Source organism: Chitinophaga sp., from assembly GCF_036569185.1.
In the GTDB taxonomy this organism is placed as follows: domain Bacteria; phylum Bacteroidota; class Bacteroidia; order Chitinophagales; family Chitinophagaceae; genus Chitinophaga.
On record NZ_DATCRD010000163.1, the window covers coordinates 1 to 15,035 of the forward strand.

Here is a 15,035-nt window from a genome sequence, read left to right on the forward strand (position 1 = left end):
AAATTCCAATTTCCAGATAGCGCCTGAAATATTGCCTTATCTGGCGGGAGATGCTGGTCTTACCAACACCGACTGGCAGGATGCCCTTTTCAGAACAGCGCCTATCCAGCAGCATACTTTATCCGCTTCCGGTGGCAGCGATAAATTCCAGTACTACATTTCCGGTAACTATCTGGATCAGCAGGGAATCATCCTGGGCTCAGGCTATAAGCGTTACGGGTTGAGAGCCAACTTCAACGCAGCGCTTACTTCCCGTTTAAAGATAGGCGTTACCGTTAACCCTACCTTTGATCATTATGACCTGATCAACAGTGAAGGGCCGTGGACGTTTGACGGGATCCTTAGCAATGCCCTGAAAGCATCGCCGGTATTCCCGGTGTACAACCCCGACGGGTCGCTGGCCACCAACCGCCAGAATGTATGGGCCTATGGCTACTCCGGTGGCGAGAACCCCGTAGCGCTGGCCACACAGATCAAGGATAAGCTGGATCATGTGCGCAACCTCGGCAGCGCCTGGGCGGAGTATGAAATCATCAAAGGACTGAAATTTAAAACCTTCTTTGGTACAGATATCAATCATTTCAGCCGGAACTATTTCCGTCCTTCTACACTCGGAAGTTACCGGCCTATCCAGCAGGCAGCGCCCACTATTCCAAAGGGATCGGCCCAAACGGCATTGTCTGTGAACTGGCTCTGGGAGAATACCCTGAGCTACCAGTTTAACCTCAGTGATAAGCACCACTTCGATGTATTAGCGGGGTATACTTCGCAAAAGAATACTACGAAGGCCAATGAAACCTATGGCACCGGTTTCCCTAACGATGCCGTACAAACGCTGAACGCAGCTACCATTACCAGCGGCACCTCCACCGAATCGCAATGGTCGCTGCTTTCCTACCTGGGAAGGATCAACTACAACTTCGCCGATAAATACTTTGTGTCGGCCAGTATCCGCAGCGACGGATCTTCCCGTTTCGGCGCCAACAACAAATGGGGGTATTTCCCCGCGGTATCAGGCGGATGGCTCATCAGCAACGAATCATTCTTTAAAGTAAAAGCTATCTCTGAACTGAAAGCCAGGGTAAGCTATGGCACATCCGGCAACTTCCAGATCGCCAATTATGCCGCGTACGACCTGCTGGCTTCCAATGGTTATGTACTGGGCAACGGCAGCGGTACTGCCGTGAATGGAGTTGGGCTGGCACAACCGGCCAACCCGGACCTTACCTGGGAAAAAACAGTACAGCTGAACGCAGGACTGGATATAGGATTGCTGGCCAACAGGATTTACCTCAGCGCCGATTACTACCGTGCCACTACGTCCAACCTGTTGCTGGAAGTACCGGTACCGCTCAGCTCCGGCTTTGGTAAAGCATTGAAAAATATCGGTAAGGTGCGCAACTCCGGCGTGGAATTCGGTTTAACCACCCGCAATTTCACCGGTCCTTTTACCTGGAACACCAGCTTTAATATTTCTTCCAACAAAAATGAAGTGCTGCAACTCGGCGCCAATAATGCACCCATCATTTCTGATGGCGGTAACGGAACTATCTCGCAGCTGTACATCACCAAAGTAGGCTCGCCCATTGGCAGCTACTATGGGTATGTAAACGGCGGCGTGTTTAAGGACCAGGCAGAAATAGATGCCTATCCGCATTATGCCAGCACCAAACCAGGCGACCGCAGATTTATTGATGTAACAGGCGATAAAAAAATTGACGCCGCCGACAGGACTGATATCGGGAGTTATTTTCCCAAATTCATCTGGGGGCTTACCAATGAATTCCATTATAAAGGATTTGACCTTACGGTATCACTGCAGGCTACGAATGGCAATAAGGTGATGAACCTGCAACGCCGTTTCCTGTACAACAGTGAAGGCAACGCCAACCAGATGATTGAAGAAACCGGCTACTGGAAATCGGCCGCAGCACCTGGCGATGGCAATACCATGCGACCCAACAGGGTTACTACCGGTAACAGTACACAACCCAGTTCCTTCTTCGTGGAAGACGGTTCGTATGTGCGTTTGCGTAATTTAACTGTCGGCTATACATTTAACCGGCAGCTGTTTAATAATAAGATCCAGGGCCTGCGGGTGTACCTGTCTGGCCAGAATATTTATACCTGGACCGATTACACCGGTTATAACCCCGAAGTGAATGCCCGGCCCGATGCGCCGTTATCGCAAGGGGAGGACTATGGTACCTACCCGTTGCCAAGAACATTCACCGCAGGTATTAATCTTTCATTTTAAAAACAGGAACTTATGCAGCTGAATTATATAAAAACAATAGCAGGTTTGTGGCTGTTAACAGCAATGGCTTCCTGCAGCAAGAATTTTATCAATCTTCCGCCGGTATCCAATCAGACAACGGCTACCTTCTTTAAAACCACCAGCGATTTCCAGCAGGGAGTAAATGCCATTTATGATGGTTTGCAGAACACCCGCAGCTATGGCAAATCGGCCTACTACCTGATGGAAGTAAGAAGTGATAATACAGATATCCTGGATCGCGGCGCATTGGGTGGTGTGGCTTCACAGATAGACCTGTTCACAGAAACCACTACCAACCCCTTCCTCACCGATGTGTACGCAGGCGCCTATCTTACCATTTCCCGCGCCAACGCGGTGCTTGACCAGGTGGATGCCGCAGCCATCCCGGATTCTTCCAAAAAGCAGTTCAGGGGCGAGGCTTTGTTCCTGCGGGCATTTGTGTATTTCGACCTGGTACGGCTGTATGGAAAAGTGCCACTGGTAACCCGGGTGGAAACCACCAGCGAATCGCTGAATGATAAGCGGAACGACATTACCGAAGTATATGCGCAGATAGAAAAAGACCTGCAATCTGCCGCCACATTGCTTCCCGCTGTATATACCAATGTGAACGACTATGGGCGGGTTACTGCCGGTAGCGCCAACGGTTTGCTGGGAAAGGTGTATGTGACAGAAAAGAAGTGGAGCGCAGCTACCGCGGCGCTGAAAAACGTGAACGGATACACGCTGTTGCCTGATTATGCAGCTTTGTATAACCCGGCTGCAGGGCTGAATGCAGAAGTGTTGTTTACCATCCGTTTTAAAAAGGGGCTGAATCCTTCTGAAGGGAACTACTATTTCACCGATATGGTGCCGTTCTCCTTTTACTATAACGGTGTAGCCTATGGGGGATCTAATAATAACCGGCCTACGCACGACCTGGTAGCCGCTTATGAACCTGGTGACAAAAGGCTGATCGCATCGCTGGATACCGTGTCCTACAAGAATGCCACCACCACGCAATCAGGGAATTATGTAAAGAAATACCTGGATCCTCCGGGCGCTACCGGCGATGGAGGCAGCAGCTTCCCTGTATTGCGGTATGCGGATGTTTTATTGCTGCAGGCAGAAGCGCTGAACGAGCAGGGATACAGTGGCGCCACCGGCGATAACACCGCCTTTGGCTTCCTTAACCAGGTAAGGCGCCGCGCCGGGCTGAAAGACAAAACACCGGCGGAGTTGCCCGACCAGGGCAGTTTCCGTGATGCTGTTTTTGCGGAAAGAAGAGTAGAGCTGGCCTTTGAAAATAACCGCTGGTTTGACCTGGTGCGTTATTCAAAAGGGCTTGCCATTATGCAGGCCCACCTGAAGAACGAGTATAATCTTACTACACCGGCGCTTACACCGGCGCGGCTATTATTTCCTATACCTCAGAGTGAGATAGATATTCATAATGATCCGGCCAACTTTCCTCAGAATCCTTGATGGCAGATGGTTTGAACTAAAAGAGTGAAGGATGAAGCGATTTATTTTTATGTTGCTGGGAGCATTAACTGCGCTCACGGCCAGGGCCTCGCATGTAGGGGATTCCGCATGGGTAAAGGTGCACTATTACAAAGAAGAGCAACAGATCCGTATGCGTGACGGCGTGCGTTTATTTACGGCTATCTATATCCCGAAAGACAGCAGCGAAAGGCATCCTGTTTTGATGACACGCACGCCGTATTCTGCCGGCCCTTATGGCCCGGAGGAGCTAACGCCCGCCCTCTGGAATACCTACCTGAAAAGGTATGCGGAAGAGGGATATATTATCGTAGTGCAGGATGTGCGCGGCCGCTGGATGAGCGAGGGGCAGTTTAAAGACATCCGGCCTTTTAACCCGGCGAAACAGGGCACTGCTACAGATGAGGCCAGTGATACGTATGATACCATCGACTGGTTACTGGCAAATGTACCCGGCAACAACGGGAAGGTGGGTGTGCTGGGGATTTCCTATCCCGGCTTTTATACCACCATGGCCGCTTTGAGCGGGCATCCCGCATTGAAGGCCGTGAGCCCGCAGGCGCCGGTTACCGACTGGTTCCATGGGGACGACTTTCATCACAATGGCGCTTTTTTCCTGATGGATTGCTTCAGCTTTTATACAAAAGGCTTTGGTTATCCGCATCCGGCCCCTGTTTCAGTAGCGCCGGTACAGGCGTTGAAGCTGCCCTGTGCCGATAACTACAACACTTTCCTGAAGATAGGCACCATCCGGAATTTCACCCGGCTTACCGGCGATAGCCTGGCCTTCTGGAAAGAGCTGATAGCGCATCCGCAGTATGACGACTGGTGGAAGGAACGCGATCCACGGAATTATGTAGCACAGATAAAGCCTGCTGTACTGGTGGTAGGCGGGTTGTTTGATGCAGAAGATTGTTATGGCGCATGGAATTTATATAAGGCAATAGAACAGCAAAACCCCGCTACGCACTTCAATAAACTGGTAATGGGTCCCTGGTATCACGGGCAATGGGCTTCCACTGATGGTACGCACCTGGGGAATGTGCAGTTTGGAAGTAATACAGCTACCTGGTACCAGGAGCATATTGAGCTGCCCTTCTTTAATTACTATCTCAAAGGGAAAGGCGACCTGAAAGAGCTTGCCGAAGCAAGCATCTTTTTCAGCGGGGAAAACCAGTGGCGCAGGTTTGACAGGTGGCCGCCGCTGGCAGAGGAGAAGGAGATCTTTTTCCAGGGGAACGGTTCGTTATCCTGGAAGAAGGGGAATACCGGCTTTAGTGAATACGTAAGCGATCCGGCCCACCCGGTGCCCTACACACAGGAGGTACATTATATCCGTACCAGGGATTACATGACCGATGACCAGCGTTTTGCTTCCCGGCGTACCGATGTGCTGACCTTTGAAACAGATACGCTCACAGAAGATCTTACCATTGCCGGTCCGGTTACTGCAGATCTTCGTGTAAGCATTACCGGTAGTGATGCTGATTTTGTGGTGAAGGTGATAGATGTGTTCCCGGATGATTTCCGCTATCCCAATACGCCTCCGCTCAACAAAACCCGTGATGCCGGAGGGCCGTACCCGTTAGGGGGATACCAGATGCTGGTGCGCGGCGACATTTTCCGCGGGCGCTTCCGGCGGAGTTTTGAAAAGCCGGCGCCATTTACACCGGGCAAAGTAGAGCAGGTAAAATTCCAGTTACCTGATGTAGCGCATACCTTTCAGAAAGGGCACCGGTTGATGATCCAGGTGCAAAGTAGCTGGTTTCCTTTGGCAGACCGCAATCCGCAGCAGTTTATCAATATTTACGAAGCAACGGAGAAAGATTTTGTGAAGGAGACCATCCGTATTTATCATGACGAAGCGCATCCTTCCCGGATTATTTTGCCGGTACTGAAATAATCAGATGCGGCGGAAGTAGATTTCCAGTTTCATCTGTCTTTTGGTTCTTTTAAAGATCTCCTCATCTTCCCGGATGATCACCAGTTCTTCGGGGTTCATGGTCTTTATTTTAAAGGTGATGCCGTCGCCGTTGGCTTCCTGGAGGGTGAGCTCTTTTGTTTTCAGGTCAATGGTGTATGCTTCGTAACGCTGGCCGCCGTCTTCCAGTACGCCATTTTCTTTGAATACCATCAGATCCATTTCGCTGAAACTGCTGTCTGTTTTTTCAAAGGTCTTTTTACCGTCTTCAACACAACTCATGACCGATTTAACAGGCAGCCAACGGCCGGTGATCTTGCCGTTTGTTTGATTCGGCTTTGCGTTGCTGCAGGCGAGGTATAGAAAACAGCTCACTATAAGGGAGTATATACTATTCATATTCCGTATCTTTAAACATCAACAAATTGTTCTTCCCCGCATACAGGCAAAGCTGTAGCAAGGTGCAGTTTACAATTACCAGCGTGTTGACAGTTGTGGGAATGGCGCTCTGACGAAGAGTATATGGTCAAAAGTGGTGGAAGGCAGATCGGAGCTTCCTTATTGCATCGTTTTGAACGATGGAATTACCAGGCCCGGAATACAAAGTCCATACTTTTATACCACAAAGGTAGGTGTAATATAAAATTGGCACAAGTTTTTTATCGCAATCTTTACAGAATATTTTACCGGAAAATTTCAAGGTATGGGAGATAATATTGCAGCGCCATTTATTCCGGCGCAGTATACAGGCGAAGCTACCACTACTTCAGAAACGAAAGCACTGGTACATGAGGCGGCGGCGCGCGACTTTTTCAAGACCGCTATGGCGCGCCTGCTGGATGTGAATCAGTGGGCCACGCTCAGCGGGAGCATTTCGGCGGGCTTCCAGCTGACCGACCTGGCCGGGAAACCGGCGGAAGGCCAGGCGGAAACCGGTATGTATATAAGGATTGATATCCCCGGACCGGGTAATAATGCCGGGAAGGGGTTTGATTGGGTAAAGATTGAGCAGAAGGAGCATGTGCCGCTCAACGAGCACCAGGAAGTATTCTTTATCAGGGCCAGGCCATCCGAGCACCCGGTTCAGAAAAGCGCCGGTATTGCGCATTTCCTGCGCAAGGAAGCCAGCAGTTCCTTTGTACTGGTACGCGATCATGCGGAAATAACTGCCACTGTTTACGGACGTAATGAGGTGCCAAATACACAGGCTGCCGACCTGGGAGATAAGATCCGGAATGCCGTGGTAGGCTCTACCGGCGCGATCGGTATATCCAAATTGCAATGGAAGGCGCTGGTAAACGGGTTGCTGGCCTGAGATGTAGTTATTACGCCTGGCCACCGGTGTTTTAATTTTCGGGGTACCGGCCAGCTTAAAGTTGTTGCGCCCTTTCAAAAAAACCAAAGGATTTCATTTGTTGCTCCACTTCTTCAATTGCCTTCATCAGGTTATTTTTTGTATCTGTTAGCGCCGTAAGGGCTATTATCATCTTATTCCAGACAGGCTGCATATCGCTGATCAGGGCTTTCCCTTTTTCGGTGAGCTGGATAAGCCTTTTCCTTTCATCGGCTTTGTCCTTTTTAGAGCGGATCAGCTTTTGCTTTTCCAGTTCTTTCAGCAGGCTGATAGTAGAAGGGTGGGAGTACCCTATTTCCCCGGCAATTTCCACCACGCTGAGCACTGGCTTCAGGTGCAGGGTATACACCACAGGAAACCATTTAGGCTCAAAGTCGATTCCATTGGCCTTATAGATCTGGAGGCCGTCTTTCCGCAGCTGGTCGCTGAGTCGCTGCAGCCTTGTGGAAATAGCCAGTATCCCTGATTCATCGATCACATTTGTCATACTAATCAATCGTTAAGCTGTAAGTGGTAAAATACATTATCTGCATTCATCAGGGGAAAATACGACGGTAAATCCGTTTTTTTTATTTCTTTAAAATGGTTGCGCTCATAGAAGCGGCGGGCAGCGGCCAGTTTATCGACCGTGCCGAGGTAAAGGTCTTTTATGCCTGCAGACCTGCAGTAGTCAATCAGTTCTTCCAGCAGTTGCTGGCCAATGCCCGTGTCTTTTCCCCGGTATTCCTTTTTCACAAACATTTTCCGGATAGCGCCCGCGTTATGCCCGATATTAATAAGTGCAATGGTGCCTGCCAGTTTCCCGTTTACAAAGCCTCCCCAGAACCCGCCGCCGGTATTGTGGTAATTGGTTTCTATATCAAACAGGTCCGGCTGGTCGTCAATAGTAACCGGCACATTGAATTCCTTTTGCTGTATGGGCAGGATGATGTCGATTATCTCCTGGCAATATTCGTTGTGAATCGGCCTGATGTTATGCTTAGTGGTCATCTTGGATTGTTTTAGTACAAAACTACGTAGTTGACTACATAAATAAAAATATTTTTTCTTTTAACTACGCAGGTGTATTGCGCAGATAGGTATGCATTTTTGTAAAACAATGATCCTCTGGCTTAAAATGGATAAAGCTGCGGAAAAATTACGTCGCCGTGGAGTGTATGGATACATATCGTTGCGGATGCGCTCTGCAATGATCAGAATTTACAGTTGCACCGAAAACCGGAAGGGGAGTAGGGAAGCGTATTTACAGCCATACTGCCCTGGAAGGGGAATGCGGGTTCGAATCCCGCGGGGATCACATAAATGGCAAAATGAAAAATCATCATTGAATTTGCTAAATTAGAGGCACTATGTTCTGGCCAGCCATTCCGGTTGGCGGGCCACTCTTAAAAATAAAGCCATGTCAAGGGCGGTTCTAATTGGTATACTATTCTGCTTTCTGGTACCTGCCAGCGCTCAATCCCCATCAACGGCAAAGCCGGAGATCCCCACCTATTCCTACTATCCGCCGGATCAGGATAAAGCATCCTGGCAACGGCTGAATTTGTGGCTTAGCGCTACCTATCTCTATATTGCCAAGGAAGCAATGACAGACCAGGACAGTTGTTTGCTGATCGCCAGCCGTTATCTTGGCCTGAGCAGGTGCTCTATACTGGCAGAGGGATTTGAGGATAAAAAATTGCGGGAGCAATCAAAATGGATCGACCGGGGCGATCCAAACACGGGACTTCGTTTTCTTTCAAAAGCAACCGGTAAAAGACGCCTGCAGTTATTGCTGTTGCTTGGCTCTTATTATGCTTTTCAGCCCGCTGCTTATTCCCGGTATAAAGACAGTACTGAATATTTTTTAAATAAAACCCTAACAGAAAGTAAAGCCCTGAAGGAGGAAAAGTTGCATCGTATAGCGCTTTGCCTGCTGGGGAAAGTATATCTGCAGGGATACGATAATAAAGGCGATTCCATTTATCAGCTACTGATAGATCAATGCAGGAAAACAGGCGATAAAGAAACGGAAGCCAGGGCAATTGCCTATCGTGGTATATACACAGCGCCCAGGCAAGCCACGCTTCAAAGAAAGATAGAAGATCTGCAGCAGGCCGCGGATCTCTATCACCGCCTGGACGACATAGAAAATGAGGTGAATGTACTGACAGACCTGGGGTATATACTCAACGCCATAGGGCAACAGCAAAAGGCATACGATATTTTCCTGAAAGCGCTTTCATTGGAGGAAGCTATTCACTTCCCTTATACCCATTACAGTACAGAGGCGCTGGCCAATGTTACCATGTACCAGGGAAAATTTGGTGAGCCATTGCGATACACACATCAGACAATTAAAGTAGCGGAAAATTGCCGCGACAGTATCGGGTGGGCGCTTTTCTATGGCAGGCTGGCAATCTTATATGACTCTGAAGGCAGGCAGGAAGAAGGATTGGACATGGCGCAAAAAGCCATCAGGCGATTTATCATAGATCGTAACCCGGCCGTGTACAATGTCCTGAATATTGTCATTGAACAGATGAACAGGGAAGGCCGTGCAAAGGAAGCGCTCCATTATGTATCGGATATTTCAAAAGAGGTGCCTGCCCCTGTAAGTATCTCAGATTTGTTCTTTTATCACGCTATGCTTTCCGGCTGCTATGTAAACCTGAATGAACTGGACTCAGCTGAGATGCATGTTCATAAGATGGATTCGCTTGAAACCCTCGCGGAAGCTGTTCGCGGACCATTCAGGAGAGCTGCGGTGAATCAGCGCTTTGCCGAGATATTTTTAAAACGTGGACAATACCGGAAAGCAAAAGAATATATCGGGAAGAATTTTACAATTCCTTCCTATGGGCATCACGCGTTGATGAATGATTTGTGGACATACCAGTTGCTGATTGCCATCGATTCTGCGCTTGATAATAAAGCATCCGTTATATCTCACTATAAAGAATATACGAAATTGCTCGATTCCAATTACAGGGCGGCAAAAATACGACAGGCGGAAGAGCTCCAGGTCATCTACGAAACGCGGGAAAAAGAAAGCCAGATTGATGTATTGAATCAACAGGCAAAACAATCAAAACTCCTGAAGAATTTAACCCTGGCAGGTATTGCCGCAGTAGCCATCATTGCGGTATTATTATACCGCCAGAACAGGTTAAAGCAAAAGAGCAATAAGATCATCACCGAAAAGAATAACCAATTAGAGGATTTGCTTGCTGATAAAGAGTGGTTATTAAAAGAGATACATCACCGGGTCAAGAACAATCTTCAGATCATCATGAGCCTGCTCGATTCCCAATCCAGGTACATAGAGAACAATGCTGCGCTCACGGCCATCAACGACAGCCAGCGAAGGGTACAGGCCATTTCCCTGATCCACCAGAAGCTGTATCAATCTGAAAATACTTCTTCCATCGATATGCCTCACTATATAGATGAACTGGTTAGCTACCTGCAGGATAGTTTTGATACGGGCAATCGCACTGTCATAGAACAGGATATTGACCCGTTAAAACTGGATGTAGCAAAAGCCATTCCGCTGGGCCTGATCATAAATGAAGGCGTTGTAAATGCTATTAAATATGCCTTTCCCAGCCCGCAGAAAGGTGTTGTAAAGATCAGTTTGAAATATAGCGACCCTGATCATTTGCTGCTCAATATATCAGATAATGGCATAGGCCTGCCTCCGGATATTGACGTATCAAAACGGGGCTCCCTGGGATTTAGCCTGATGCGTGGTCTTACCCGGCAACTAGATGGTGATTTTAATATCGAAAGTAACAAAGGCCTGCATATATCAATCCGGTTTAGCGCTTTAAACAACCAGTCGTATGACTAAAAAAATACTTATCGTAGAAGATGAATTTATTGTAGCCAACAATCTGCAGATGATATTGGAGGAAGCTGGTTATATCATAACCGGTATTGCTGCTTCGGCAAGGGAAGCGCAGGAGTATATTCAACAAAATAAACCCGACCTGGTGCTGCTTGATATCAGGTTGAAAGGAAAATTATCTGGTATTGATATCGCCCGGAAATTAAGGGTGGATCATATTCCTTTTATTTACTTGTCGGCCTACGCTAACCAGGCAATACTCGAAGAAGCAAAAACAACAGAGCCTTATGGATTCCTGGTGAAACCAGTCAGGGAAAAGGACCTCCTGGTGGCGCTGGAAATTGCCTGGTACCTGCATCAGCATAGTCTTGAGTCAAAATTGAGGCGGGAAGAACAGTTGCAGAAAAGCATCACAGAAATAAGCAATGAGGCGCTGGACGCCCGGCAATCATTGCTGAAAATTGCGGAGGTGATGCAATCGTATATACCATTTGATTTTATTGCATGCGGGATCAGGCCTATGGATGCAAAACAGTTTACGGATACAGGGTATCTGCGCACCGGGTTCGATGAGTATGAGTTTATTGGCGAAAAAGAACTGGAGGCTATTTCGGGATTATCTAAAGCTGCTATTTCCGGCATCATGGAGAACAGCGATAGCGACAGTAATGCCGGTATTTATAATCACGGGATAACGGAAAATGCGACTAACAATCTGCTGCAAAGAAAGTTGATGGATTGCTTGCGGATGGAATCCTATCTCGTATTCCCCATAGCACTTGGGTATGGATTGTCTGTACATTATTTCTTTTACAGCAGGCATGCCGGCGTTTATAACAAAGATCATATCGGCCTGTTAAACCGGTTGAAAATGTGCCTGGAAGAGGTAGCAGGTAAAACCGTATATGCTGAAACATCTTCCATTACATCTTTTCGCCGGCCGGCTACTTTAAAAAAGAAGCAGGGTGGAGCAGCGGACAATAAGGTGTTCAAAAGTATTATAGGCAACCATCATTTATTGCTGTCGGCGCTGGATCTGGCTGCGCAGGTGGCGCCCTATAACACTTCCGTGCTGATCCTGGGAGAAAGCGGCACCGGGAAAGAAGGGGTAGCGCAGGCCATCCACTGGTTGTCGCCCCGGAAGAATGGCCCGTTTATAAAAGTGAATTGCGCGGCTATTCCGGCAACACTGATAGAGTCGGAATTGTTTGGTCATGAAAAAGGCGCTTTTACCGGCGCTATTGAAAAAAGAAAGGGGAAATTTGAGTTGGCCGACGGGGGAACTATTTTTTTAGATGAGATAGGAGAATTGCCACTTAGTATGCAGGTGAAATTATTGCGCGTTTTGCAGGAACGGGAGATCGAATACGTGGGCGGCAGTACGCCGGTAAAGGTAAATGTCCGCATAGTGGCCGCCACTAACAGGAACCTGGAAAAGGAAATAGCAGAAAGGAATTTCCGGCTCGACCTGTATTACCGGCTGAATGTATTCCCTCTCACGCTGCCACCGCTTCGTGAGCGGAAAACCGATCTGGAAGCCCTGGTATTATATTTTGCCAACAAATTTTGCAGCGCATTGAACAAACCATTTAATGGTATTGCTGATTCGATGATGGAAAAGATGTATGCCTATCACTGGCCGGGAAATATCCGTGAGCTTGAAAATATCATGGAGCAATCTGTTGTGCTCAACGATGGCAGATCCAAATTACAATTAATGCGGAGCTTTAGTACGGCATCGCCCGAACTGACCGGCCAAACTGCTGTCAATACCTTTGAAGAGGTGAAACATATCCAGCAGCAAACAGAAAGGGAATACATCACTTCCTTTCTGAAAAAAACAAAAGGCCGTATACGCGGAGCCGGCGGCGCTGCGGAATTATTAAACATCAAACCCAGTACCCTTGAATCAAAAATGGCGAAACTGAATATTAAAAGACAGGATTTTATCGATTCACCGGAAAACGGATAGCCTTTATAACACGATGCCCCGGAATTTTCGGGGTTTCCATTGATATGCCCCGATAATTTCGGGGTATATTGCTCCGGCTTTTTTTGCTTCACATCCACCCTCTGCAGCGGGCAACCTGATTTTCAAAGTATTATGAAACGCCTGCTGCTTCATTTTTGTTATTCCAATTGAATGGCATACAAATAGTTTCCACTGGTCAAAACTATTCGTATGACACATTCTAATCAATGGGCTGCAGCTACAGCCACCCAGGCAGCAAAGGGATTCAAAATTCATTTGATTGTATTCCTCCTGGCCACTCCGGCTATCTGGCTGGTCTGGTACTTAACCGACACCACCTATCCATGGCCTTTATGGTCTACTCCCGCATGGGCAATAGGCGTACTGTTTCATTACCTCGGTGTGTTTGTTTTTAAAAAATCCGGGAACAACTAAAAACAATCAGCATGAATCAGTCACAGAAAACATTCAGACGCGTAATAACAGGTCATGATGCTGATGGGAAAGCTATCATTCTTTCCGATGCCCCACCTGTTCACACCCAATTGGTGGGTGGCCCCGGAGGCCCAACCTTTTTCGAGATATGGCATACATCAGAAACGCCCGTTTTAATTTATCCTCAATCCATAGAACCGGATGAGAGCGGGCTGGTGTTAGCGCCACCCAGGAAAGGAACGAGGATGCGTGTTATCGAATTCCCACCTGAAGGGGAAGAGATACGTAAACTCACAGGAGCTGATGCCGCGGCTAAATTCAAAACCATGGGAGATGAAAAAGCGTCCACTTCCACAGAAGGTGCGCCCCATCCGTTAATGCACCGGACACAAACCATTGATTACGGGATCGTACTGGAAGGCGAGATAACACTGGTGCTTGATCGTGCAGAAACGACTATCCGGGCCGGCGATATAGTTATTCAATGCGGAACAAATCACGCCTGGGCAAACCGCTCCGGCAGGATTTGCCGGATGGCTTTTATCCTGATCGACGGGCAGTTTACCAATGAATTTGCTTTACACTGAAATGCCTGTTATGCGTATCAAACCTTTACCGCCAGACACACTTGCCCCTGAAGTGCGTTATGTGCATGACGAAATTGCCAGGCTGATTGGCCACAGTCAGAGCCAGGTAAATATGATCAATGCAGAAGGAGCACTTTTAGGTCCTTTCTCAGTGATGTTACATTATCCGCAATTCGGTATTCCTGCCCTTACTTTTCTGCGATCATTGGATCACCATGCAACGCTGCCCAAAACAGTACGCGAAGTAGCTATACTCACCGTAGGTGGAGCTTTCGGGGCCCGCTTCGAGTTGTATGCACATGAAATTATGGCGGAAGTTTCCGGTATCCCCGCCGGAGTGATCTCAACGCTTGCATCCGGTGGTAGCCCATCGGGGTTGGAGGATCAGGAAAACGTTGCCCATGATATTGCACGGACGCTGGTAAGCGGCCATATTATTCCTGATGCTACTTACAGGCTGGCAGTAAAACTCCTGGGTGAGACAGGTGTAGCAGAGCTCTTCTTTCTTATTGGCGGGTATTGCCTGATAGCTATGGTATTGAATGGATTCGATATTCCCGCCCCGGACGATGAAGAATCATCTGATTAAAGAAAAGGCCCAACATCACCTGCAAAGCAGGTCATCTCTCTAAAACAATTAATTCAATCAAAATGAGAAAAACAATTTCATTACTGCTCTCGGCAGTATTTACAGTATTCTCCTGCTCATCGTGCGCAAAAAGCGACGAGCCAACCACTGTAAAACCCCATACCTATGTGCTGGTACATGGGGCATGGCAGGCGCCGTATGTATGGAATGCCGTACGGTCAGACCTGGAAAGTAAAGGCAACAAAGTAATTGTAGTGGAACTTCCCGGGCATGGAAATGATCAGACGCCGGCGCATACGTTAAGCCTGGATGTATACCGGGATAAGGTAGCCGATGCTATTTCGAAAGCAGATGGGAAGGTGATCCTGGTAGGGCACAGTATGGGTGGAATGGTTATAACCAGCGTAGCTGAGAAGATTCCTTCCAGGATCAGCAAACTCGTATACATAGGCGCATTCCTGCCAGCGTCCGGGCAAAGCCTGGGTGAACTTGCCATGACCGACCCTGATTCCAAACTTGGTCCGCAAATCGTTGAATCAGCCGATCACCTGACACTGGATGTAAAGCGTGACAGCCTGGTAGCGCTTT

Annotated in this window: 13 protein-coding genes; 10 read left to right on the plus strand and 3 right to left on the minus strand. The window is 48.1% G+C overall.

The window, feature by feature from the left end; all coding sequences use genetic code 11:
- The 3 genes from VIM72_RS12330 to VIM72_RS12340 form a co-directional block, all read left to right on the plus strand.
- Positions 1 to 2,257 (plus strand): SusC/RagA family TonB-linked outer membrane protein (locus VIM72_RS12330; protein ID WP_332003134.1); only part of this gene is annotated, 2,257 nt, incomplete at its 5' end.
- Positions 2,258 to 2,269: 12 nt separating this feature from the next.
- Positions 2,270 to 3,742, plus strand: a complete 1,473-nt coding sequence (locus tag VIM72_RS12335) for a RagB/SusD family nutrient uptake outer membrane protein (RefSeq protein WP_332003135.1) — start codon at positions 2,270 to 2,272, stop codon at positions 3,740 to 3,742.
- 31 nt (positions 3,743 to 3,773) lie between these two features.
- Positions 3,774 to 5,663: a CocE/NonD family hydrolase gene (locus VIM72_RS12340; RefSeq protein ID WP_332003136.1), complete on the plus strand. Its 1,890-nt coding sequence runs from the start codon at positions 3,774 to 3,776 to the stop codon at positions 5,661 to 5,663.
- On the opposite strand, the gene VIM72_RS12345 is transcribed toward VIM72_RS12340, so the two are convergent.
- Positions 5,664 to 6,080, minus strand: a complete 417-nt coding sequence (locus VIM72_RS12345) for a hypothetical protein (RefSeq protein WP_332003137.1) — start codon at positions 6,078 to 6,080, stop codon at positions 5,664 to 5,666.
- A 304-nt stretch (positions 6,081 to 6,384) separates the two neighbouring features.
- On the opposite strand from VIM72_RS12345, the gene VIM72_RS12350 reads away from it, so the two are divergent.
- Complete coding sequence (locus tag VIM72_RS12350; protein ID WP_332003138.1) at positions 6,385 to 6,996, plus strand: hypothetical protein; 612 nt, start codon at positions 6,385 to 6,387, stop codon at positions 6,994 to 6,996.
- Positions 6,997 to 7,051: 55 nt separating this feature from the next.
- Here VIM72_RS12350 and VIM72_RS12355 read toward each other — a convergent pair whose 3' ends face one another.
- Both VIM72_RS12355 and VIM72_RS12360 read right to left on the minus strand, forming a co-directional pair.
- A complete protein-coding gene (locus VIM72_RS12355; RefSeq protein ID WP_332003139.1) occupies positions 7,052 to 7,522 on the minus strand; it encodes a MarR family winged helix-turn-helix transcriptional regulator in 471 nt (156 codons plus the stop codon).
- Between the two features lie 5 nt (positions 7,523 to 7,527).
- Positions 7,528 to 8,025, minus strand: a complete 498-nt coding sequence (locus VIM72_RS12360; protein WP_332003140.1) for a GNAT family N-acetyltransferase — start codon at positions 8,023 to 8,025, stop codon at positions 7,528 to 7,530.
- Between the two features lie 409 nt (positions 8,026 to 8,434).
- Between VIM72_RS12360 and VIM72_RS12365 the strand changes: the two genes are divergently transcribed.
- The 6 genes from VIM72_RS12365 to VIM72_RS12390 form a co-directional block, all read left to right on the plus strand.
- Positions 8,435 to 10,867, plus strand: a complete 2,433-nt coding sequence (locus VIM72_RS12365) for a sensor histidine kinase (protein ID WP_332003141.1) — start codon at positions 8,435 to 8,437, stop codon at positions 10,865 to 10,867.
- Positions 10,860 to 12,836: a sigma-54 dependent transcriptional regulator gene (locus tag VIM72_RS12370; protein WP_332003142.1), complete on the plus strand. Its 1,977-nt coding sequence runs from the start codon at positions 10,860 to 10,862 to the stop codon at positions 12,834 to 12,836. The genes VIM72_RS12365 and VIM72_RS12370 overlap by 8 nt, the downstream gene beginning before the upstream one ends.
- Before the next feature lie 210 nt (positions 12,837 to 13,046).
- Positions 13,047 to 13,271, plus strand: a complete 225-nt coding sequence (locus VIM72_RS12375; RefSeq protein WP_332003143.1) for a 2TM domain-containing protein — start codon at positions 13,047 to 13,049, stop codon at positions 13,269 to 13,271.
- Positions 13,272 to 13,282: 11 nt separating this feature from the next.
- Entirely contained in the window at positions 13,283 to 13,858 is a 576-nt protein-coding gene (locus VIM72_RS12380) for a cupin domain-containing protein (protein WP_332003144.1), read from the plus strand.
- Positions 13,859 to 13,868: 10 nt separating this feature from the next.
- Positions 13,869 to 14,447, plus strand: coding sequence for a hypothetical protein (locus VIM72_RS12385; RefSeq protein WP_332003145.1), 579 nt, complete (start codon positions 13,869 to 13,871; stop codon positions 14,445 to 14,447).
- Positions 14,448 to 14,509: 62 nt separating this feature from the next.
- Positions 14,510 to 15,035: alpha/beta fold hydrolase (locus VIM72_RS12390; protein ID WP_332003146.1), on the plus strand; the 526-nt coding region annotated here is incomplete at its 3' end.